Source organism: Hoeflea sp. BAL378 (assembly GCF_000759435.1).
In the GTDB taxonomy this organism is placed as follows: domain Bacteria; phylum Pseudomonadota; class Alphaproteobacteria; order Rhizobiales; family Rhizobiaceae; genus Hoeflea.
Window position 1 is genome coordinate 67,193 of sequence record NZ_JRJG01000138.1, and the last position, 21,353, is coordinate 88,545.

Sequence of the window (21,353 nt, forward strand, 5' to 3'; positions counted from 1 at the left end):
CGGTCCAGCCTCAGTGCACCTGCGGCCATTTCTGAAATGTGTCGGGAACAGCCATGGTCAGGCCTTGAAGATATTGTCTCCGGCAACAATGCCCGCCTTGGCCACCGCATTCCGGGTGTCGATCAGCACCTTGCTGTGCTCGGCAACCAGAGCGTAGTCGACATTGTCATGGTCGGTCGCGATCAGCACGCCGTCATAATCTGCAAGGTTGCTTGCCGTCAGTGCCACGGAGCGACGCCCCGCAAGCGGCGCATGTTCGCGTGTGACCGGTATCACATCGATAAAGGGATCGTGGTAGTCCACGGTCGCGCCGCGCCCTTCGATCAGTTCGATCAGTTTCAGGGACGGGCTTTCGCGCATGTCGTCGACGTTTTTCTTGTAGGCGATCCCGAGCAGCAGGATACGCGCACGCGTCAATCCAACTCCCAGGCGGCTGTCCAGCGCCGCGGCGAGCTTGTCGACAACGAGATAGGGCATGCGGGTGTTGATCTGACCGGCCAGTTCGATGAACCGCGTGGAAATGTCGAATTCCCGCGCCTTCCAGGTCAGGTAGAAGGGATCGATAGGAATGCAGTGCCCGCCCAGTCCCGGCCCGGGATAGAATGGCATGAATCCGAACGGCTTGGTCTTGGCTGCCTCGATGACTTCCCAGATGTCGACGCCCATGGCTTCATAGACGATCTTGAGCTCATTGACCAAGGCGATGTTGACGGACCGGAAAATGTTTTCGGTCAGCTTCACCGCTTCGGCGGTCGCGGTGGACGACACCGGCACGGTCTTGACGACGAGGTGCGAGTACAGCGCATCGGCCAATGCCAGCGCATCCGCGCCATCGCCGCCCACAACTTTGGGGATCGTGGCCGTGCCGAAATCCGGATTGCCGGGGTCTTCGCGCTCGGGCGAAAAGGCGAGATAGAAATCCTCGCCGCTCTTCAGGCCGGTCGCCTCGAAGATCGGACGCATGATCTCCTGGGTTGTGCCGGGATAGGTGGTGGATTCGAGCACGATCAGTTGTCCCTTGCGCAGGGTCTTGGCAATCGCCTCGGTTGTCTTGACCACAAAGGAAAGATCCGGTTCGCGATACTTGCTCAGCGGCGTGGGCACGGCGATGAGGATGGCGTCGGCCTCACCCAATCTCGAGACATCATTTGTGGCTTCGAATTTTCCCGAATCCCGCGCCTTGCGAATGCTGTCATTGGAAATGTGCTTGATCGAGCTCAGGCCGGCGTTGAGGTTCTCCACCCGCTGGGCGTCAATGTCGAATCCGAGGACCGAAAAACCCTTCTGCACGGCAACGAGGACCAACGGAATTCCGACATACCCCAAGCCAACGACGCCGACCTTGAAATCCCGGGTTTCAATCCGTTTGAGGATATCCGTAATCGTGTCTGTCGTTCTCGTTTCCACGCGAACTCTCCTTGCGGTCTCTTAAGCCAACTGAAATTACAGCCTCCAATATCCTTTACCTTATGCAAGAGCAAGCGCAGAGCACGGCGCTTTTATATGATCTCAAGAAGCATTTCCGGTGCTCCTGGAGAAGGTCGATACAATTTGAGTGAGAAAGCCCGCCCCCGACAGGGAGTGACGTTTTCCTCTCGGATCATCGAGCCGCTGAGCAAATCCTGCCGCTGGCGAGAAACCTTCCGGCACGACAGAAACCCCGCCAAGTCCACCGACCCGCCTTCCCCGCGGCCGGCCGGTGTTGCTCGCCGCCTGAACACCCGATATAGCGTATTTCCTCGGCCGCCTCCCCCGCACAAAGTGGTTCCCTCGTAGTCGCAGTCCACCGCCGTTGACAATGGCGCACCCTCGATGATCCGGAAACGATACTGGTAACGACATGAGTGAAATGACGAAGGCCGGAACAGGGACCACGCCAGACCCGCTCGCTGACGAGGCAAGTCCGTTGATTCTGAAGACAGGCCGGGCACTCGCTCTCGGATATTTCCTTGCCGTCTTTCTTCTGGCCGGGATCGGCCACACCTATTTCTTCAACCTGCCTTACGTGGTGGCCCTTCGCGGATTTTCCGTCGTCGAGTATCTGGCGCACGCCCTGGAGCCGCTCAATTTCGCGCGGGACTTTCCCGGCGGGAGCTATTCGACAACCGACAATTCCATCCTGACACAACTTTACATTCCCTTGAAGCAGCTCACCGGCCTGTCCAACATAGACCTGATGACCGGCGGAATCTGGCTGGAAATCCTGTCGGTGATTGCCGGAGCAACGGTCCTGTGGCACTCCCTTGCCGCGTCGGTGGCTGGTGAACCAAGCCGGGAGGACCGGCTGAAACGGCTGTTTGTCGGTGGATGGCTGGTCACGGTTCTGGTGTCCGGCAATGTCATCAAGCCCAATCTGTCGAACTTCGGGGCGCCCTTCTTCCACGGACAATTCTATGGCTACGCCGACGCTCTGGCGTTCGTCTCGCTCGCAGCCTATCTGCGCGGAAAATGGGTCTTCGTCACCCTGGCACTGATTGCCGCTTTCGCCGTGCATCCGATAAAGGCGATGATGCCTTGCGTTTTCATCGGTGCGGCGGTTCTCGCCAACATCCGGACTGACCTCACTGTCAGGTCGGTGGCGAGCGGCGTCTGCGTTGCGCTGTTTGCGGCCTATTGGGCGGTCTTCCAGTTGAACATGGGCGGCGCCGCAGGCGTCCCGAACATTCCAGACGACGTGTTCATCGCCTATTCCCGCATCCAGCAGTATCACTGGTACCCGGCGGTCACCGGGCTGATATCTTTTGATCAGGACACGGGTCTGGTGCCCTTCTTCGCGGTCTTGACCATGGCCCTGATCGCCGGTCTGAAATCCGGCTTGCCGCACAGGGCCAAGTCCGCATTTCTCTCCGGTTTCATCGTCCTTGCCGGGCTCACCGCCTGGGGAATCTACATCTCGATCGATCTGCGCTCGGCCTTCCTGATCAAGCTCTGCCTCATCCGTGCCAGCGATTTCATGGTCCAGCTTTCGCCGTTTCTGATCTGTCTCGCCATCTACCAGACATGGCGCGGGAAGGAATGGCTGTGGTTCTCGATCTTTATCGGCTTTGTGCTGGCGGCACTGTTTCCGAGGACGCAACCATCCTATTTTCTCGCCTTTGCCGCCGCGGCGCTGTTCCTTGTCCAGAGCCTGTCCCAGCGCAAAGCCAGGTCAGACCTTGCCCTGCCGGTATTGGCCATGGGCCTGTTTTTCCTGATCACGCAACTGGTCTGGTGGCGCTTCCCCGGAGGCTCGAACCCGCTGTTCAACTCGGCCTGGGCGGTTCTCGTGGCCGCGGCCTGCTACATTGGCCTCAAAGTGCCGGTGGCGCACAGGCTCCTGCCCTTGAGGTCCCTGGTCGTGGCTCTTGCTTTCAGCCTGGTGTTCCTTTCGGGCGCCTTCGCCTGGCTGAGGCACAACAGCACCCTTCAGGGCGACATGGATTTCGCGCGCTCGTTCTACCGGGCGCAGGAATGGGCCCAGCAATCCACGGACAAGACCGCGCTGTTCATGGTGGATCCGTGTCTGAACTATGGGTGGAGGGACTTTTCCGAACGCAGTTCCATCGGCACGCCGCGGGAATGGTACATGACGGGATGGGGCTATGTGTCGGACTTTCGGGTGTTCCGCCGCGGCCAGGAGATCGGACAGACGCTGGGGATGGATCTGACGGGACTGCTGCCCCAGCGCGACGAGGAGGCCAAGCTCCAGATCGGCGCGATGTGCACGCAAGCCAGGGAACTGTTTTATGCCGAATCCCGGGCGCCGCTGCGACGGATGCACGAGACGTTCGGGGTCGATTATTTCGTGATGCACAAAGGCCAATCAGACGATCTCGTCCAGACCCACTCGATCGAACCGGTCTACGCCAACGATCATGTCCGGATCTTTTCGGCCAAGGACTATCTGAAATAGAACTCGGCGCCCGTTCGGTCGGCCCGCGTGGATCTGTGCGAAGCAGCTTTTATGGCAGCTTACAACTGGATGACGCTGTAAAGCGCGCCTGTGAGACCCAATTGTCCCGAACCGGCGTTGTGCCGCATCCGCACGGCGATCGTATCGCCCGCGGCCAGGGTCATGACCGCGCGCGACGCAATCGTATTCTGGCTGGGGACTCCGGAAATCTCACTGAACCCCACCAAAGCCGTACCGTTCCTGAGGAAATAGGTCGACGCTGCGCTCGGCATTCCATTCACCGAAAGAGCCACACTGAAATCATAAGTTCCATCCTCGGGCACCGTGAACAGGCTTCCGTCCCAGGCGGCGCCGCCAAAGTCATTGCGCGACGTGATGGCGAAAGCCTGGTCGGTGTAGACCATGTCGGGCATCAATGTTGCAGATGTGTCCTCGGCCGTCAGCACCCTGATCGCCGCCGGCGTCGCGGGCAATGACACGGCGCCGGTGGCGGGGTCGATCAGCAGCGCCTCCGTCCATGCCGTCCCGTCAGCACTGACCTTGATCGAAAACCCGTCCCCGCCGCAAAGGCCGATCTCGGCGCGGCCGGACCAGCCGGTCTTGAACAGCATGCTCGCGGTGTCGGCAGGCGAAGCCTTGTTAGCGGCCAGACGAAGACTGCCGCTGCCCGGCGTCACATCATCGTGGGAAAACAGGATTCCGTCGGCCTTGACCGCCAGCCGGTTTGAGGTATCGGCAACGGCGTTGACGCCGAGCATCAGCGGGCTTGCAAAAATATCGCGGGATTGCCAGCCGGTGCCGTCCCACAGCACCAGGATGGCTTCCTCGGCGACCCAGGCAAGCCAGCCCGGGCGCGGCGCCAGACGCAGCCAGGCGCCCGCCGAGTGCAGCGCGATCGAGCCGTCCCATCCCGCCCATTCCGCTGACGCGAGCGCGCCGACAATATGACGGGCACCCTCCGACGGATCAGCCGGGGGAAGGGTCCGGGTCCGGTCGGCGACCGAGAGCTGAACCAGGGCATCGAGCGCGGCAAGCGCCTCGTTGTGGGTGACGTGTTTTTGCGCCTGAGCGGCTGCGATCAACGGCAATGAGAGATTGGGGGTCGTGTCCATGGGGTCCTCGCGCTTTGGGACCACCAGTTTCACCCCATGCGGAAGCATGCGGAAAACAATCCGCGTTTTTCCGGCCGAAGAAAAAAAACGCAGCTTCGGTCCAATCGGACCTGACGGTGCCCGGGAGGCTTGGCAACTTGTTCAGGCAGCAGGGAAATCCGGCTCGGCGCTGACGGCTTCAGGTGGAGATCGCCGGGATCTCCTGCCCGTCCGATGACCGACATAAAGCGGGGATGACGGCAAGATTCATCCCCATTCCAAGCATCGTTCTTGAGCCGGCAAGACCCAAGCGCCCCGCACGAACAATCTGTCAGGACAAGAGCCCCAGCAGGGATTCAAACCCCGATCCCCAGCCATAGACGTCCGTGATCGTGTGCGTATGCCAGTTGACCGTGACCTCACCGCCGACGGCGCGCACTTCCTGGAGCCAGGGGCGCATCGCAGTCTCGGGGTCCGCGCGCCCGCCGCTGGCATAGTCGTAGAAATGGGAATCCATGAACAGCATCGGGACGGTGTCGATCGCAAGCGCCCTTCCGGCCGCCATGTCCCACGGCCTGACCGTGAGCGCATGGGATCCGCGGAAGCCGGGCCGGTCATTGAAGCCGAGGGTGGAATCACACTCGAGGCCCGCCGCCGCCTGCGCGGCCCAGGTCCGGGCCCAGGAAAAGTGCAACCAGTGCTGCCGGCAATGGCGAACCGGACCGCCCAGCGCGCGCTCGAGGCGGGCTTTCTCCGGCAGCATCGGGCCGGCATCGTCCCAGGCGCCGAAAGACTGATGCAATCCGACGGTCCATCCGCCCTCCGCAAAGGCACGCAGTTCGCCGCGCATCAGCTCTGAGCCGATGTCATAGGCCGGATCGATCAGGATCCGGTGCGGCGAGCCTCGTCTCAGGCCGGGCAGGCCACTGTAAAAGTGCAGCGTGCTGCGCAGTCCGGCTGCACTCTCCATGGCGCGCACCCGCGCGAAGGTCTGGAAATCGCCCGCGGAAAAGGCATAGCGGCGGGCATCAGAAAGCCGGATGCGGGTCAGGCGGCCATCGCCCCGCGCCATCGCCCGCGCCGCGTTGGCCATCTGGAAGACGGTCTGCTTGAGCCGGATTTCCGGCGTCAGCTTGAGGGCGTCGACGTCGTGGGTGAGCCGGATCTGCGCCTGCGGCAATGGACCGAAGAGGGCCTCCTCGGGCAGGCCCGCCTCGTGCGCCGCCCAGCGCCTGAGGAACAGGAAGATCCGGTTGACCCAGGCGCGCTGGTGGAGCGGGTCGAGCGCGCGCGGCAGCCGGAACGAATAGGAGAGCACGGGGCCACTTGCACTCTCATGGGCGCGCTCGGGCGAGCCCGCCAGCATATGAAAGGCAGTGGCGATCCAGTCGCAGCCTTGCCACTCGGGCCGGCCGTCGGCGGGAGACAGGGCGCAGGCGAAGACGAGGAGCCGCCCGTCGACGCCGAGGTCGTCCGCCCAGTCCGGCAAGGCGACATGGCGCAGCGCCGGTTCCGCGCCGGGGTCTGTGTCGGCGACGGGAACCGGCAGCGCGGCGATCGCCGCATGCCCGTCTGGCCAGTAGCGTGCGCCGCAGTCGAGCGTCCACCGCCGGCGCGGATCGATCTCACTCGCCCCGGTCATTCCGCCCCCTCCAGTCCCGCAGACGCGCCAGGATGCGCGAAAGACTCAGGTCGCCAGATATCAGAAACCAGCTGGCGATGGCGATGACGGGAATGACAAGACACAGGCGCAGCAGAAGGGCCATTGCGATGGCCGTTGCCATGGGAAGGCCGAAGGCCGCCAAGGACAGGGCTATTGCACCTTCGAAAGTGCCCAACCCGCCCGGCGCCACAGAGATAATTAGGCCAAGAGTGCTGGCGACGAAGACGACCAGGACCTGGCCGAGTGTCAGCCCGCCGGTTCCAAGAACGAAAAAAAACACCACAAATATCAGGTAAGCGGCCAACCAAGAGATGGCGGAGAGCCCGATCGCAACGGAAGTGGTTCGGAGGCTTGCCAGGCGAGAGACGGCTCCGGCAACGTGCTCCAACTGGACCCGCAACCACTCCGCCGGCATCCTGTCGGAAAGTCTTTCAAGAATAGCAGGGCGGGCAAGAACCACGCCGATGACGAGCAACCCGGTCACAGCGATCCCCGCGAGGACCAGACCACTTGACTGCACGGTTTCCCGTTGCTGCCCTGTCAAAATCGCGACCGCGGCAAAGGCGAGCCCGGCAAGAAAAACTGCGTCAAAAATACGCTCGATCGCAAGGACCGTGAACCCTCGACTGAAGGGAAGGGCGCTGACAAGGTTGAGCCCCACCGGCTTTGCGACCTCCGAGAGGCGGCTTGGTATCAGAAGAGTAACCAACTGCGCAACAGACTGAACGGCCACTCCGTTTCGCAATGTTACGCCGCTTCCAGAAAGAATCGAAACACGCCACCCGGCGACAACAATTCCAATCCATGCCAGTGGAAATGTGACCAGTACGGAAAACAGACCATGACTGATTACTATTTCTTCTGGCCATTCTGGTATTACGTAAAAGATAATCAATGCGACAACCAGCGCAAATGTGATTACATTAAGCACCATGTATTTCTTAATTGCCAAATTTGAGTACCACCGAAACACCGCGGCCCTCTGCTCGCAGTTTACCCTGAAAACTCAGCGCTCATGTCACCAGGATCATGACATGCAGAGAGCGAGAAAATGCTACGTGGTAGGCGCCTTTCCGAGTGTTAGCGGATAAGCCGTAACCGGTCTATAAAAACGAGTTCGGTTTGGTGGATTGCAGGAGCGGTGAATTGATGAACAAGGAGATTCAAGATATGCCCCACCCAGATTGCCCTCGGCTCGATGCATCTGAAAGGCTCCATCGCTGACGGGGTTTTAGGTGAAGGCACGTGCTGAGGCAAGCATCTCCGGTCCCAGCGGAGATTGCGCTGGCGATGGCCGAAGGGACTAACGCATGAGGTTCGACCTCGTCAGAAAACAAGAGTTCCTCGATATCCTAAGCGATGTCTATGGTTTGACGGCCTACGCCCATGAAGGAATCGAGGACAGTGGCTTTTTCCGGTCGGTCAATCCCTTGGCACGGAAGATGGCGTTCAACTTGCCGATGGGGTTTTATGAGACAGCTGAACAGTTGCGCGACCGCTGGTCGGCCGGCCAATGGGAGGCTCTGAGGAGCATTTCCCAGGAAAGCGGCGTGAATTTTTCGATCAGCGTGTTGGGTGATGCGGGATTGGGGGGAGGAATTCATATAGCCCACAACCCGGTGCTCAGTTTGCGGGGCTGCACGCAACACAAAGAGAAATACAAGCGGCATCACGTTAAGAACCTGAATACGGAATACAACAAGGCCGAGCGCAACCGTATTGAGATGATGTTCGCAGAAACGGAAGATGACCTCCGCGGCTTCTATCAGGTCCTGGCACGTCAATACGTTCGCGAACATAAGATGCTTTTCCAGCCCTTTGATTTGTATCGCAGGCTGTTTTCTCAGGATTTCGGTCAGTTGCTCGTTGCGAAACAGGATAGCAGGATTGTCGGTGGAATGTTCCTCCTGCGCGACGGCAATGTCCTGCATTACAATTGGGGCGCCAGAGCCCAGGTCGACAATGTCAGTATTGGCACCATTCTGGTCGATGCCGCCATAAAACATGCCTTTTCCGCCGGTTATGATTATTTTGACTTTGGCTCGACCCCGCTGTCGGACGACGCTTTGCTCCGCTTCAAGTTGAAATGGGGTGCGGTGGATATGCCGGTCTACAAGTATTCGACGCTGAAGAACCCCAGCATTGTGGATCTGAACTCCTCTTACATGTGGCCGCGCAAGGCGTTTTCATTCTTGCCGGTCCCGGTGGCGAAAATGCTCATGCCGGTCGTCGTTCCGTGGGTGGTGTCGGGATGAGATTGATCATTCTTTGTGCTGACGACGCCATCTGGGCATTGCCATGCTGGACCAGAACGATCCCAAGGCTGAAGGAAGCCGGCTTCACCGTCGTAGGTCTGGTGACGACGTCCTATTCTCCGTCGATCGGCAAGTCAGATATGCCCGCCTATCGGTGGTACCTGTCCCGGTTCGGGCCGTGGAACTTTCTGAAGTTGGCCGTGTTCGCAATGGTATCGCGCCTGGCCTCGAAACTGTACGGAAGGCCGCAGAGTTTCGCTGATCTGGCAGATCTTCACCGGATTTCTTTTTTCCGTTTTGGCTCCGTCAAGGATCCTGATCTCGTGTCGTACTTACAGACTGAAGGCCCGGACACGGTTACCATCATGGTTCCGGAGATCGTCCCCGACTCCGTGATAAAGACCGCCCGGCTGGGCATGATAAATCAACATCCGTCGCTGTTGCCGAACAACAAGGGTCTCTTCCCCTATATCTACGTCTTTATGAAGCGGGAGCAGCAAGGCGTGACACTGCACAGCATCGATCGCCGCATAGATGAGGGCGAAATACTGCACCAGTACAAGCTCGGCCCAGACCAGACGCACAGCATGGTCCAAACGCACTACGAAGTCATGCATGCTTATCCCGAATCGCTCATTCGTGCCCTGGATGGACTGGCAGATGCCAACTCCAGGAATGTGTTTACAGTGGAGCCCAAAGAACCTAGCTACAACCGGGCGCCGGACGAGAATGTCATGAAGAATTTTTTCAAGTCCGGTGGCCGTATTATCCGCTTACAAGACCTGGTCCGTGCATGGCGGAACGGATCGTGTTCGGAATAGAAATCGGATAGACATGCCTCATTGCTATGCACGCACCTTACCGAAATTCCTGAGAAGGTCCCTATTCGGAGACCGTGATCGTCACGGGTCGGTCATCGATACGTCGGACCCCTCATGGATCGAGTATGAATCGCGGTTTTTTGACCTGTACGAATCCACCCAAAAAGGCGGGGTCGGCAAAACGATCAATGATGCCGGTTATGCCGTTCTGCGCGACGTTGATCTGAATGGCATGCATGTCGCCGAAATCGGCCCTGGCAGCATGCCCCATCGCCATTTCTGGAACGGCATGCCTGCTGCCTTTACTGCCGTCGACGTTTCGCAAGAATTCTTGGCAATGACGGCCACCAGGGTCGATTGTCCGTTCAAGGCGGTGCATCTGGACAGCCGGGCCCGCAAGCTGCCGCTGCCGGACAACAGCTTTGACGTCTTGATCAGCTTCTACTCACTGGAACACCTGAACCCTCTGGATGACCATCTTGCCGAATATGCCCGGGTCTTGAAACCCGGCGGCCTGTTTGTGGGCGCAATTCCCAACGAAGGCGGTTTGGCCTGGGGTGTCGGCAGGTACCTGACCTCACGCCGATGGGTGCTTAAAAACACGACGATCGATTATGACAAGATCATCTGCTGGGAGCATCCCAATTTCGCCGACTCAATCCTGCTGGGGTTGGACAGCTATTTCGAGCGCGAGACTTTATCGATGTATCCATTTCCCATCCTACCCTCGCTCGACATCAATCTGGTGACGAAATTCCGCTACCGCAAACCGGCTTGATTGAGGCGGCGGTAAACCACGGGCGCAAGATCCACGGTCGGGCCTTTGCGGACCGTGCTAGCATCGGATGGCTTGGTCTCACTGGTCATGCAATGTCCTTGATCACCTCGACGACCCGCCGGGCCTGCGTCTCGTCCACCCAGACCGGCAGGTTGAGGACGCGGTCGTTCAACTGCCGGGTCCGGTCGAAGGGCCCCTGGCCAGCCGTGAGTGTTTTGTAGGCCGGCATGTCCGGAACGCAATAGTCGATCAGCCGCCCAAGCTCAATCCCGTGCCGCGCGGCGGCCTTCACCATGCGGTCCGGATCGGCCACGCGCAGCACATAATGGGAATAGGTCGCGCCCTCGACAAGAGGCGGGCGGGCGTCCGGCAGCACCTCTGCCAGGGCCTCGTCATAGACGGCGGCGATGCGCCGGCGCCGGTCGATGATGCCGCGATAGGCCATGCATTGGCGCACGCCGACGCTCGCCTCGGCGCGGCCGATCTGCACCAGGTGATCGCCGGGCATGTCGATCAGCGTTTCGTCGTAATAGCGCACGAAGCGGTCGATCAGGCCGAGGTCGGAGATGCGCTTGACAAGGGTGAAGACCGGCGGCGCCAGCGCCGTTGTCGCGGCGGCAAGATAGAGCGCCCGGGACAGTCCGCGGCCGCCGGCTTCCAGCCGCACGTCGCGCACCTGCCGCAGGCGCGCGGCCAGGTCGGCGTCGTCGGTGGTAATCATGCCGCCGAAGATCGAGGTCATCAGCTTGGAGATGTTGAGGCCGAAAATCGCCGCGCGACCGTGCTTCTGCAAAGGGCGGCCCTTCCATTCGGCGGCGAAGGAATGGGCACAGTCCTGGATGACGGTGACCTGCGGATGGCGGGCGCAAAGCGCATCCAGCCGGTCGAGATCGACGGGGTAGCCGTGGATCGAGGTGGCGATGATCGCGCCGGTCTCGGCGGTGATCGCCGCCTCGGCCTTGTCGAGATCCATGTTGAAACCGCCGGCCTCGCTGTCGACAAAGACGGGCCTTGCGCCCGCCAGCACGATGGCGTGAGCCACCACCACGCAGGTATAGGCCGGCAGGATGACCTCGCGGCCCTTGAGATCGAGCGCCTCCATCAGCAGCATCTGCGCGGTGCGGCCATAGGGAAAGGCGATCGCGTGCGCCTGCTCCATGGTGGCGGCAAAGGCGCGCTCAAAGTCGGCGACCGAGCTTCGGGCCCGAAACGCCGCGCCGATATCCGCAAGGCCGATGGCGGGACGAAGTCTCGGGATCATCGCTGTGGTCCTTCGGTGTCGCCGCGCTGCCAGTAGCCCGAACTCGCCATGTGGATGACGGAGAACGGCTCCTCCACGGACACGCGCTCGAGGTGAGCCGGCTCCCAGCGGTCCGTCACGGCGAGCGCCGGCCCGAGTTCGATCGTGCGCGAGAAGCGGCCGGCGGCACGCCCCCCGGACCTGACGAGCAATCCGGCAATCAGCTTCTTCACCAGGGCGCCGATGGCGGGAATGCGCATCACCGAAACGGAGAGCAGACGCAGGATCAGGACATTGTAGGGATTGGGGAGCGGCATCGAACGCTCGGTGAGCCCTCCCCTGAGCACGAGACGCTCTCCGGTGAGTTCCGCGGTCGTCGCCGGATCACCCTGGCTGGTCAGGTGCTTGCCGCTGGCGCTCTTGAGAACGAGGCCGGTGTCGTTCAGCACCATATGCGCGTCCCGCCAGTGGCAGATCACCGCCTTGCGGGTTGAAATCACGCTGTGGTGGGTCGGGCCGATGTCGGCCAGCAATCCAGCCTCCGGTAAATAGTGCCGCCCCGGCTCGGCCGGCGACGGCGGTACGGAGGGATCGACGCCCGGCGCCACGGCCAGCGCCTGGCAGTAATTGTTGAACACCGGCGGCAAGTTCGGCGTGTCGATGGCCGACAGCGTGACCGGCGCCTGGCGGGCGATCGCCGGACGCATCCAACAGGCCAGCGCGCCGGCCTGGGCGAAGCGGCTCGCAAGCAGCTCCATCGCGGCGGGATAATAGATCCGCGTCGCCCGGCTGCCATAGATGCCGCCGAAGGAGCCGTCGGGATGGGCGAAATGGCAAAGGAAGCGGGCGCCGCGATCGAGCGCCTCCCACAGAGGTGGCGACTCCAGGATTTCGGCCGCGTCTGCGAGATGGGTCATGCACAGGGTCTGGTAGCCCGGATCGGCGCCGCCATATTCCTCGAACCAGCCTTCGGGAGACTTCCGGTCGAGAATGCGGGAGATCAGCTCTTCAGCCTTGGCCCGCGCGGCTGCATCGCCGTGTAACCGGTCCCAGCGCAGCAGCGCGGCGGCGGCGGTGGCCAGATGGTTGGAAATGAAGCCATGGGTTTCATCGCGGCGAACCAGGAACGCGGCCGCGGGCGCAAGCGCCGCTGATTGCTCCCTGGCCCAGGCATCGTCGGGGCCTGCCAGACGCTCGACGGCACAGAGGTGGTCGTAGAGAACCAGCGCGGTCACGCAGTAGGACTGCTCGTAGGGAAGCGCTTCCTCGAAGCTGCCGTCAAGGCGCATCAGCCGCGGCGTGGCCTCGAGCATGGACCCTATCAGGGTCCGGATCCGTTCCGGATCGACCCGCGGCCCGAAGGCGCCGATCTCGAGCAGCCTGCTCAGGCCGTTCACGGGTCCCTGAAGCGTGCCGTTGGCGAAATCGGCGAGTTTCCAGGCCCAGAACCGCCGGTCGCCGAAACCGCGCGTCAGGCTGAGCGGATCGCGGTCGGCCAGCGCCAGGATGCGCGGCAGCGCGGCGTCGATCTCTATCGCATAGGCATTGCCCGCAAATCTTGCATCAAGAAGCCTGAGCATTGGCCGCTCCCGTGCCGGGCGGGACCAGTTTCACGCCCAGGCGTTCCTCATATTGCCGCATCCAGCTCTCCAGGCACAGCAGCATCCAGATCCGGTGCGTGGCGATCTCGTCGAGCGGACGGATGCGCCTTCGCCAGGAGCCGAGATAGCGCTCGACATGGGCCGACAGCGCCCGGGTTTCGACCAGCGAGGCGAGCGCGCTGTCCTTGCCGCAGAGGCGCGCGCGCAGCCAGCCCGACAGCGGCCCGCGCAGCCAGGCGCCAAGCGGGTTCGGAAAGCCGCGCTTGGGCAGGGCGAACAGCGCCTCGGGCAACACGCCCCGCGCCGCCGCCCGCGGCACGGCCTTCAGCACGCCGCCGTCGAGCTTGACCGCGACCGGCAGCGACAGGGCATAGGCCACCAGTTCGTTGTCGAGAAACGGCGTGCGCGATTCCAGCGAATGCGCCATCGACACCTTGTCCTCGACAACCAGCAGCCCGGGCAGGTAATCGCGCAGATATTGCCGCATCAGCCGGTCGAACGCGGTGCCCGACCCCGGCTCGGCGGCCGCGGAAGGGGAAGCCGCCAGCGCGGAACTCACGGACTTGCGCAGCAGGCGCTGGCTGAGGGCCTGCGAGAACAGGCGCGGCAGGAATGGCCGCTCCCGGCCACTCATCCCGGCCAGCGTGAAATAGACGATATGCGGCAGTTCCGAAAGCCGCAGCGACCGGAGCGCCTTGAAAAAGGCGGCCGGGTCGCGCCGCAGGGTCTGCGCCAGCAGGACATATTTGAACACCGGGTAGCCCGAGAACAGCTCGTCGCCGCCATGGCCGGTCAGCACCACCTTGTGGGTCTTCGCCACGTCCCTGGCGACCAGATACTGGGGCAGCGCGCCGGTGCCCATGCGCGGCTCTTCCAGCGCGAACACCAGATCGTCAAAATGGGTTCGGAAATCCTCCGCGTTGATGGATACCTGCCGATGCGGCAGGTTGCGCGACTGGGCGACCATCGCAGCTCCCGAGGCTTCGTCATACCAGTCGCCGGCGTCGAAGGTTCCGGTGAAGGCGGTCGGACCGTGCTCGTCTGCCAGCCGGTCGGCCGCGGCCAAGGTGACCATGCCGCTGTCGATGCCTGCGCTCAGATAGGATGCCAGCGGCACGTCGCTCATCAGGTGCCGGTCGACCGCGGCGCCGAAGGCCGTCCTGAAGCCGGATACAGACTCGGGAAAGGACATCTCCACGGTGTCATGAAGGCTGGGATCGGCAAAACAGACGTCCGTGACGCCATCGCCGTCGATCCGGATCCGGTGCCCCGGCTCGACCATGGCTATGCCTTCGAGCATGGTCTCGGCGCCGAAGCGGTTCTCATAGGTCAGATAGTGCGACAACCCCGATGCCGAGATCGGCCACTCGCGCCGGCCGCTGGCGGCGACGATGGCGCGCATGTCGGAGGCGAACAGCGTCCGGCCGCCGTTCCGCCAGTAATAGATCGGCTTGATCCCCATCCGGTCGCGGACAAGGTGAAGCGCCTGGCTCTCGGCATCCCAGAGCGCGATGGCGAACATGCCGTTGAAGCGGCGGAAGCTGTCCTCCCCCCACTGCCGCCAGGCATGGATGACGGTTTCGCTGTCGCAGTCGGAAACGAACACATGGCCGTGCCGCTCCAGCTCGCGGCGCAGTTCGGCATAATTGTAGATTTCGCCATTAACCGAGATGGCGATGCGACCGTCGGACGAGATCATCGGCTGGCGACCGCGCTCGGACAGGTCGACGATCGCCAGCCGCCGGTGACCGAGCACGATTCCCGGCTCCTGCCAGTTGCCTTCGCCATCCGGTCCGCGGTGCTCCATGTGGCGCAGCATGATGGCCACGGCATCGGCCGATGCATCCGGGCCATGGCTGCCGCAGATGCCGCACATCAGTCGGACTTGTCCCGTTCGAGATCCTTGATCCGGTCATTCATCCGCGACATCAGCAGATAGAGTTCCTCAAACTGCTTCTTGCTTTGCAGCGACTGGAAATAGAAGGCGAAGAACACCAGCAGCACGACCGCGCTGCCGGCGGTCAGGGCCATGGTCAGGCTGCCGTTCAGAAGGGCGCCGCGCAGGCCGGCATAGACGGCCACGAAGAAGCCCTGGTCCATCAGTTCGATGGTGCGGAGGATCCAACTGCCCAGAAGCGTGGCGGAGCCTATGAGGATGATCAGCGACAGGGCCGCCACCGGCAGGAACAGCATGGCGCCGGGACGCAGGACGTAATTGTAGACGAGATGCGAGGCGATGGTTCCCGACAGCGCGAACAGCGGGAAGGAACTGCCCTTGCCCACCCGCTTGGCGCGGGACTTGTCGCGCCAGTCGAGCGTGGCCGGGATCTCTGTGAGACGGTAGCCGAACAGATTGGCCTTCTGGATGATCTCGATGTGAAGGTCCTTGCCGTCGCTGACCAGTTCGAGCCGCTTGACCACCTCGCGGCGGTAGGCCCGGACGATGCAGGTGAGCGTGTGCAACTGGCCGCGCACGCCGGCGCTCAAGACCTTGTTGCCGTAGTAGGAGAGCTTGGCGCGCATCCAGGGCACGTTCCTGACCACGCCATCGGGATGATAGGCCGAGGCCAGCACGATGTCGGCCGTGCCCTGCTCGAGCGGCGCCAGCATGCGCGGAATGTGGTCGGGCGAATAGGACAGGTCCGAATCGAGCGTCACCACATACTCGCCCCGGGCCGCTGCGAAACCGGTGCGCACGCCGGCGCCGCGGCCGCGGTTGCGCGGGTGCCGCTCGACCCTGAGGTTGAGCATGTCGAGCGCATCGAGCTTGGCGCCCATGCCATCGGTGGAGCCGTCATCGACGACGATGATCTCGAAGCTGCGGCCGGGCATGTCGCGATTCATGAAGGCATCAAGTTCGCGAACGGTGTTCTGGATGATCGCGGATTCGTTGTAGGCCGGGATGATGAGCGAGATTTCGGTCATGAAATCAGCTTCAAGCCACCGGTGGCGGGGTCATGCTCGTAGCGCTCGCCGGATTCGGGACAGACCAGATCGTCGCCCAGCCGGGCGCCGCGGCGCGAAACCCAGCCGAAGGGCTTGGCGGGCGAGCCCAGCCAGAGCGCATGCGGCGGCACGTCCTTGGTGACCGTCGAGCCGGAGCCGATCATGCAGTATTCGCCCAGCGTGTTGCCGCAGATGATGGTGGCGTTGGCGCCGATGGTGGCGCCGCGCTTGACCAACGTCTTGAGGAACTCGTGCTTGCGGCTGACATGGGCGCGCGGCGTCTTGACGTTGGTGAACACGCAGGACGGGCCGCAGAACACGTCATCCTCAAGCTCGACGCCGTTGTAGAGGCTGACATTGTTCTGGATCTTGCAATTGGTGCCGACGGTCACCGACGGGCCGATGACGACATTCTGGCCGACAATGGTGTCGCCGCCGATGACGCTGCCGGAAAGGACATGGCTGAAATGCCAGATCTTGGAATTGGCGCCGATGGTGACGCCGTCATCGACAATGGCCGTCTCGTGCACGAAGTAATCGGGCTTGGGTGTCGTGCCGAGCTTGGCGCGGAGCTGGGTCTCGGCCTGTTCGAGCACGCTGAGCACCCGAAGTCCCTCGGCGGCGTCGGTGAGCGCGGGCCGGTTGGCGGCGGCTGCCTCGATGAAATGGCGGCATTCCTCGCGCAGCGGCTCGGCCTGGGGGACATCAACGAAGCGGGACGCGCCCTTGGAGGCGACCGGGCGGCCGTCGACCCAGTCGACCTTGCTGTCGAAGATCTCGAGCTTCTCGGCCCAGGGACGGACATCGTCGAACACCGCCATGCCCTTGTCGCCGACGACGACGAGGCGCTGTTCCTTGAACGGGTTGAGCCAGGACACCAGGATGTGGGCTTCGAGCCCGCTGGGAAAGCCCAGATGGGTGGTGGCGAAATCGACGAGATGCGGGGTGACATGGGCAGCCGTGCCCGTCGCCAGAACCCGGTTGGGCGCCTCGCCCGCCAGCGCCAGAACCATGGAAATGTCGTGGGGCGCGAAGCTCCACAGCACATTCTCCTCCTGGCGGATCTTTCCGAGACTCATGCGGTTGGAATAGACGTAGCGTGGCGTGCCGATGTCCCCGGCCTTGACGAGCGCGAGCAGCGCCTTGAACACCGGATGGTACTGCAGCAGGTGGCCAACCATCAGCACGCGGCCGGCCTTGCTGGCGATCGCCGCCAGTTTCTCGCCGTCGGCCACCGAAAGCGCCAGGGGCTTTTCGACGAAGACGTGCTTGCCCGCTTCAAGCATCTGGGCCGCCACCGGCAGGTGCAGTTCCGCCGGCACGGCGATGCAGACCGCATCGATCTCGGAGCTGGCGGCGATCTCGTCGAGCGACAGGGCGGGGACGCCATACTCGGCGCTGAACTGGGCGGCGGTTGCGGGATGGGCGTCACTGATGGCGCGCAGGACACCGAGCGCTGCGATGTTCTTGACAATATTCTTGCCCCAGCCACCGCAACCGGCAACGGCCAGGCGCATATCGCTCGTATTCATTCACTGTCTCCCTGAACCCAGATACTGTGGCGGCACGTGTTCGAGCCGGCGCATGGCCCTGCCCCACCTGTGACCACGACCGATAACGGAGGCACGGGAAGACTGCAAGGCCCGGCGACAGGCTCATGTCGCCGGAAACCCTCGGGAAGCACGGTGCGCTGGCCCGCCTTTCGCCCGGCATTCCCGCCAGGCAGGAAGCGAGCCCGGAGGCCGGAGTCCGCTGGCGGGCGTCGGTGTCCGCGGGCGGGGACGCCTCAGGCCTTGCCGATGGTCTGGCGCTGCTGGCCCAGGCCCTCGATGCCGAGCTCGATGGTCTCGCCGCCCTTGAGGTAGGTTTGCGGCTTCTGGCCCATGCCGACGCCGGGAGGCGTGCCGGTCGAGATCACGTCTCCGGGCTGCAGGCTCATGAACTGGCTCACATAGCTCACCAGATGCCGGACGCCAAAGACCATGGTCTTGGTGGAACCGTCCTGGAAGCGGTGGCCGTCGACCTCGAGCCAGAGATGGAGGTTCTGCGGGTCTGCCACTTCGTCGCGGGTGACGAGCCAGGGGCCGATCGGGCCGAACGTGTCGCAGCCCTTGCCCTTGTCCCAGGTGCCGGCGCGCTCGTTCTGGAATTCGCGCTCGGAGACATCGTTGATGACGCAGTAGCCCGCGACATGGTCCATGGCGTCGGCCTCGTCGATATAGACGCCGCCCTTGCCGATGACGACGCCGAGCTCGACCTCCCAGTCGGTCTTGACCGAGTTGCGCGGGATCAGCACCGTGTCGTTGGGGCCGCATATGGCGCTGGTGGCCTTCATGAAGATCACAGGCTCCTTGGGGACTTGCGCGCCGGTCTCGGCGGCATGGTCGGAATAATTGAGGCCGATGCAGATGAACTTGCCGATCTTGCCGACGCAGGCGCCGATGCGGCCGCCGTCGAGCTCCGGCAGGCTCTCGGGGTCGATGGCGGCGATCCGGGCCAGGCCTTCAGGCGTCAGCGTATCGCCGGCGATGTCGCTCACCACCGAGGACAGGTCGCGGGCCTTGCCGGCGGCATCGAGAATGGCGGGTTTTTCCTGGCCGGGAGCGCCGATGCGAAGCAGTTTCATGGGTCTCTTCCTTGTGTCCTGGTGGTCGCTCCAGCCGCGTCCGTCACGGCTGGGCGCAAAAATTACGTGGACCGATTGATAGCCGTTTCCTGTCGATTGAGAAACCCGGTCCGGCGGCGCTCGGGAGGCCGCCCGACCGGCGCCGCTCAGATCGACCAGCCGCCGTCGATGGCGTAGGCCTGGCCGGTGGTGAAGGTGGCGTTGGCGAGATGCACCGCCAGATCGGCGATTTCCTCGGGCAGGCCGATGCGGCCCATCGGCTGGCGCGCGATAAAGGCGGCGCGGGCGGTTTCGTAATCGCCCATGGCGCGCATCCGGTCCTGCAGCGACGGGCTCTCGACAGTGCCGGGGCAGATGGCGTTGCAGCGGATTCCCTGGGCGATGTAATCGGCGGCCACCGATTTGGTGAGGCCGATCACGGCCGCCTTGGAGGTGGCGTAGGCGAAGCGGTTGGGCACGCCCTTGATCGAGCTTGCGACCGAGGACATGTTGATGATCGCCCCGCCGCCGCGCCTGAGCATCGAGGGCAGCACGGCGCGGATGGTGCGGACCATCGAGCGGACATTGAGATCCATGGCGAAGTCGAACTCCTCGTCCTTCATGTCGAGGATGGAACCCGCATGGACAAAGCCCGCACCGTTGAACAGCACGTCGACATCGCCGACGGCGTCGACCGCCGCAGTGACATCGGCGCCATCCAGGACATCGAGCCTGCGGGTGGCGATGCCGGTCTCGCCCGCCAGTTCGGACAGGGTCTTCTCGTTGATGTCGGTGGCGATCACCCGGGCGCCGTGGGCGGCGAAGGCGAGCGCCGTTGCCCGGCCGATGCCCTGGCCCGCGGCGGTTACGAGGACGGTCTTGTCTTTGACCCAGTCTGCCATTTTCTCTCTCCCATAGCTCCGCTCAGGCGGGTTTGCGTTCGACACTCTAGATGCGGCGGGCGGCAAGCACCACCTCACCTTTCCGGTGGATCCCCTCGGTGCGCTCGATCCCCCGGCCCCTGTGCCCCGCTTCGGATCCTCCTCCTTGGCGGCGATGGCGGCGCGGGTGTGGATCGTGTCGCCGATGCGCACGGTCTTACAAAACGCAGGCGATCATAACCATAGCAAAAAACAACCGGATTGGTGATGTTCGCCCTCAGCCCGGCGCCGAGGGAACACCATGGCGCCGTGGGCGATGCGGGCGCGGACCGCGCGGCGGCCGGCGGAACCGGCGGGCGCCGGCACGCGAGGCCTGACATAAGTTCTTATTTGAACAATCTAATTTCCTGTGGGAGTATCCCTCCCGCCGGATTGTGAGGAGCCGTCGTCAAGGAGGAAGCCATGATCATCGACACCCATCTGCATGTCGTCGAGCCGTCCGTGCTCGCCTATCCCTGGCTTGCCCGCGTGCCCGCGCTTGACCGGCAATGGACCTATCAGAGCTATGCGCTCGAAGCCCGCCGGGCCGGGATCTCCCAGACCCTGCACATGGAAGTCGATGTCGCGACGGAGCTGATCGAGGACGAGACCGTCTATGTCGGCGGCCTGGCCCGCCTGCCGGGCAGCCTGATTGTCGGGGCGATCGCCGCCTGCCGCCCCGAGGACCCGGGTTTTCCCGCCTATCTCGAGCGGCAGCGGGACAATCCGCTGGTCAAGGGGTTTCGCCGCCTGCTCCACGTCATGCCCGACGATCTGTCCGAGAGGCCGCTGTTCCGCGACAACATCCAGCGCCTGTCGGGCACCTGCCTGACCTTCGATCTGTGCGTGCTGGCGCGGCAGTTGCCGCTGGCGATCGCGCTCGTCGATCTGGCGCCGGATGTGCATTTCATCCTCGACCATTGCGGCGTTCCCGACATCAAGGGCGACGCGCAGGAGCCCTGGCGGAGCCACATGCGCGAGATCGCCAGACGCGGCAACGTCACCGCCAAGATTTCCGGCGTCGTCGCCTATGCCGATCCCGAGAGCTGGATCGCCGAGACCCTGCGCCCCTGGATCGAGCACACGATTTCCTGCTTCGGCTGGGACCGGGTGGTCTGGGGCAGCGACTGGCCGGTCTGCACGCAGGGCGGCAGCCTGTCAGCCTGGGTGGCGGCCACCCATGCGGTTCTGGAAGGCGCAAGCGACGAGGAGAAGCGGAAGCTGCTGTCGGGCAACGCCAGACGGATCTGGAGCCTTTGAGGCTCAACCGAAGCTTGCGGCGCACCGGCGGCTGATGCCGGCCCTCCCCGCGCGGGGCTGCCGCGTCGACGGGATCGGGCCCAGGTCCGGACCTGGGCCGCTTCGCACGGAAAACAGGCGGGGCCGCAGCTCCGGCCAGCACAGGCAAGCGCAGTCTTCGCGCGCCTGCAACGGGCGGCTCATGCCGGGTTTTTCACCGCGCCATCGGGACCAATGGACTTGCCAGATACTGGCAGCGGTGCGATAAATCCCTTCATAGACCGTTAGCAATATCATTGACC

16 protein-coding genes and 1 pseudogene are annotated in these 21,353 nt (G+C 63.1%); 5 read left to right on the top strand and 12 right to left on the bottom strand.

Annotation, left to right across the window (positions count from 1 at the left end; genetic code table 11):
• Positions 1 to 57: 57 nt before the first annotated feature.
• Entirely contained in the window at positions 58 to 1,407 is a 1,350-nt protein-coding gene (locus LL06_RS22665; RefSeq protein ID WP_081964145.1) for a nucleotide sugar dehydrogenase, read from the bottom strand.
• A 499-nt stretch (positions 1,408 to 1,906) separates the two neighbouring features.
• Here LL06_RS22665 and LL06_RS22670 point away from each other — a divergent pair, with 499 nt between their 5' ends.
• The gene (locus tag LL06_RS22670; RefSeq protein ID WP_035532282.1) at positions 1,907 to 3,892 is read left to right on the top strand and encodes a hypothetical protein; all 1,986 of its coding nucleotides are present in this window, start codon (positions 1,907 to 1,909) and stop codon (positions 3,890 to 3,892) included.
• Between the two features lie 59 nt (positions 3,893 to 3,951).
• Here LL06_RS22670 and LL06_RS26590 read toward each other — a convergent pair whose 3' ends face one another.
• The 3 genes from LL06_RS26590 to LL06_RS22685 all read right to left on the bottom strand — a co-directional run bounded on the left by LL06_RS26590 (position 3,952) and on the right by LL06_RS22685 (position 7,598).
• Complete coding sequence (locus LL06_RS26590) at positions 3,952 to 5,004, bottom strand: DUF2793 domain-containing protein (protein ID WP_161785011.1); 1,053 nt, start codon at positions 5,002 to 5,004, stop codon at positions 3,952 to 3,954.
• Positions 5,005 to 5,314: 310 nt separating this feature from the next.
• Positions 5,315 to 6,625 (bottom strand): hypothetical protein, encoded by a 1,311-nt coding sequence (locus LL06_RS22680; RefSeq protein WP_035532284.1) that lies wholly within the window; start codon positions 6,623 to 6,625, stop codon positions 5,315 to 5,317.
• Complete coding sequence (locus tag LL06_RS22685; protein ID WP_152599733.1) at positions 6,609 to 7,598, bottom strand: lysylphosphatidylglycerol synthase transmembrane domain-containing protein; 990 nt, start codon at positions 7,596 to 7,598, stop codon at positions 6,609 to 6,611. The genes LL06_RS22680 and LL06_RS22685 overlap by 17 nt, the downstream gene beginning before the upstream one ends.
• A 358-nt stretch (positions 7,599 to 7,956) precedes the next feature.
• On the opposite strand from LL06_RS22685, the gene LL06_RS22690 reads away from it, so the two are divergent.
• The 3 genes from LL06_RS22690 to LL06_RS27085 are packed head-to-tail and all read left to right on the top strand — an operon-like array spanning position 7,957 to position 10,500.
• Positions 7,957 to 8,901 (top strand): GNAT family N-acetyltransferase, encoded by a 945-nt coding sequence (locus tag LL06_RS22690; protein WP_035532289.1) that lies wholly within the window; start codon positions 7,957 to 7,959, stop codon positions 8,899 to 8,901.
• Complete coding sequence (locus LL06_RS22695) at positions 8,898 to 9,722, top strand: formyltransferase family protein (protein ID WP_161785012.1); 825 nt, start codon at positions 8,898 to 8,900, stop codon at positions 9,720 to 9,722. Before LL06_RS22690 ends, LL06_RS22695 begins: the two co-directional genes overlap by 4 nt.
• 13 nt (positions 9,723 to 9,735) lie before the next feature.
• Complete coding sequence (locus tag LL06_RS27085) at positions 9,736 to 10,500, top strand: class I SAM-dependent methyltransferase (RefSeq protein WP_081964148.1); 765 nt, start codon at positions 9,736 to 9,738, stop codon at positions 10,498 to 10,500.
• Between the two features lie 85 nt (positions 10,501 to 10,585).
• On the opposite strand, the gene LL06_RS26595 is transcribed toward LL06_RS27085, so the two are convergent.
• The 8 genes and pseudogenes from LL06_RS26595 to LL06_RS28360 all read right to left on the bottom strand — a co-directional run.
• On the bottom strand, positions 10,586 to 11,761 hold the full coding sequence (locus LL06_RS26595; protein ID WP_052161842.1) for a DegT/DnrJ/EryC1/StrS family aminotransferase: 1,176 nt from the start codon (positions 11,759 to 11,761) through the stop codon (positions 10,586 to 10,588).
• The gene (locus LL06_RS27750; protein ID WP_035532296.1) at positions 11,758 to 13,320 is read right to left on the bottom strand and encodes a hypothetical protein; all 1,563 of its coding nucleotides are present in this window, start codon (positions 13,318 to 13,320) and stop codon (positions 11,758 to 11,760) included. Before LL06_RS27750 ends, LL06_RS26595 begins: the two co-directional genes overlap by 4 nt.
• Positions 13,304 to 15,217, bottom strand: a complete 1,914-nt coding sequence (gene asnB / locus LL06_RS22715) for an asparagine synthase (glutamine-hydrolyzing) (RefSeq protein ID WP_035532297.1) — start codon at positions 15,215 to 15,217, stop codon at positions 13,304 to 13,306. Before asnB ends, LL06_RS27750 begins: the two co-directional genes overlap by 17 nt.
• Positions 15,217 to 16,266, bottom strand: a complete 1,050-nt coding sequence (locus tag LL06_RS26600; RefSeq protein ID WP_052161843.1) for a glycosyltransferase family 2 protein — start codon at positions 16,264 to 16,266, stop codon at positions 15,217 to 15,219. Before LL06_RS26600 ends, asnB begins: the two co-directional genes overlap by 1 nt.
• On the bottom strand, positions 16,263 to 17,819 hold the full coding sequence (locus LL06_RS22725) for a Gfo/Idh/MocA family oxidoreductase (RefSeq protein ID WP_035532300.1): 1,557 nt from the start codon (positions 17,817 to 17,819) through the stop codon (positions 16,263 to 16,265). Before LL06_RS22725 ends, LL06_RS26600 begins: the two co-directional genes overlap by 4 nt.
• Before the next feature lie 254 nt (positions 17,820 to 18,073).
• A complete protein-coding gene (locus tag LL06_RS22730) occupies positions 18,074 to 18,913 on the bottom strand; it encodes a fumarylacetoacetate hydrolase family protein (protein WP_035532303.1) in 840 nt (279 codons plus the stop codon).
• 146 nt (positions 18,914 to 19,059) lie between these two features.
• Complete coding sequence (locus tag LL06_RS22735; RefSeq protein WP_035532304.1) at positions 19,060 to 19,794, bottom strand: SDR family oxidoreductase; 735 nt, start codon at positions 19,792 to 19,794, stop codon at positions 19,060 to 19,062.
• Positions 19,795 to 19,840: 46 nt separating this feature from the next.
• A pseudogene (locus tag LL06_RS28360) lies at positions 19,841 to 20,094 on the bottom strand (dehydratase); the annotation flags it as partial.
• Positions 20,095 to 20,235: 141 nt separating this feature from the next.
• Between LL06_RS28360 and LL06_RS22740 the strand changes: the two are divergent.
• Positions 20,236 to 21,072 carry an amidohydrolase gene (locus LL06_RS22740; RefSeq protein ID WP_035532307.1) on the top strand — a complete coding sequence of 279 codons (837 nt, stop codon included), beginning with the start codon at positions 20,236 to 20,238 and terminating at the stop codon, positions 21,070 to 21,072.
• Positions 21,073 to 21,353: the final 281 nt, after the last annotated feature.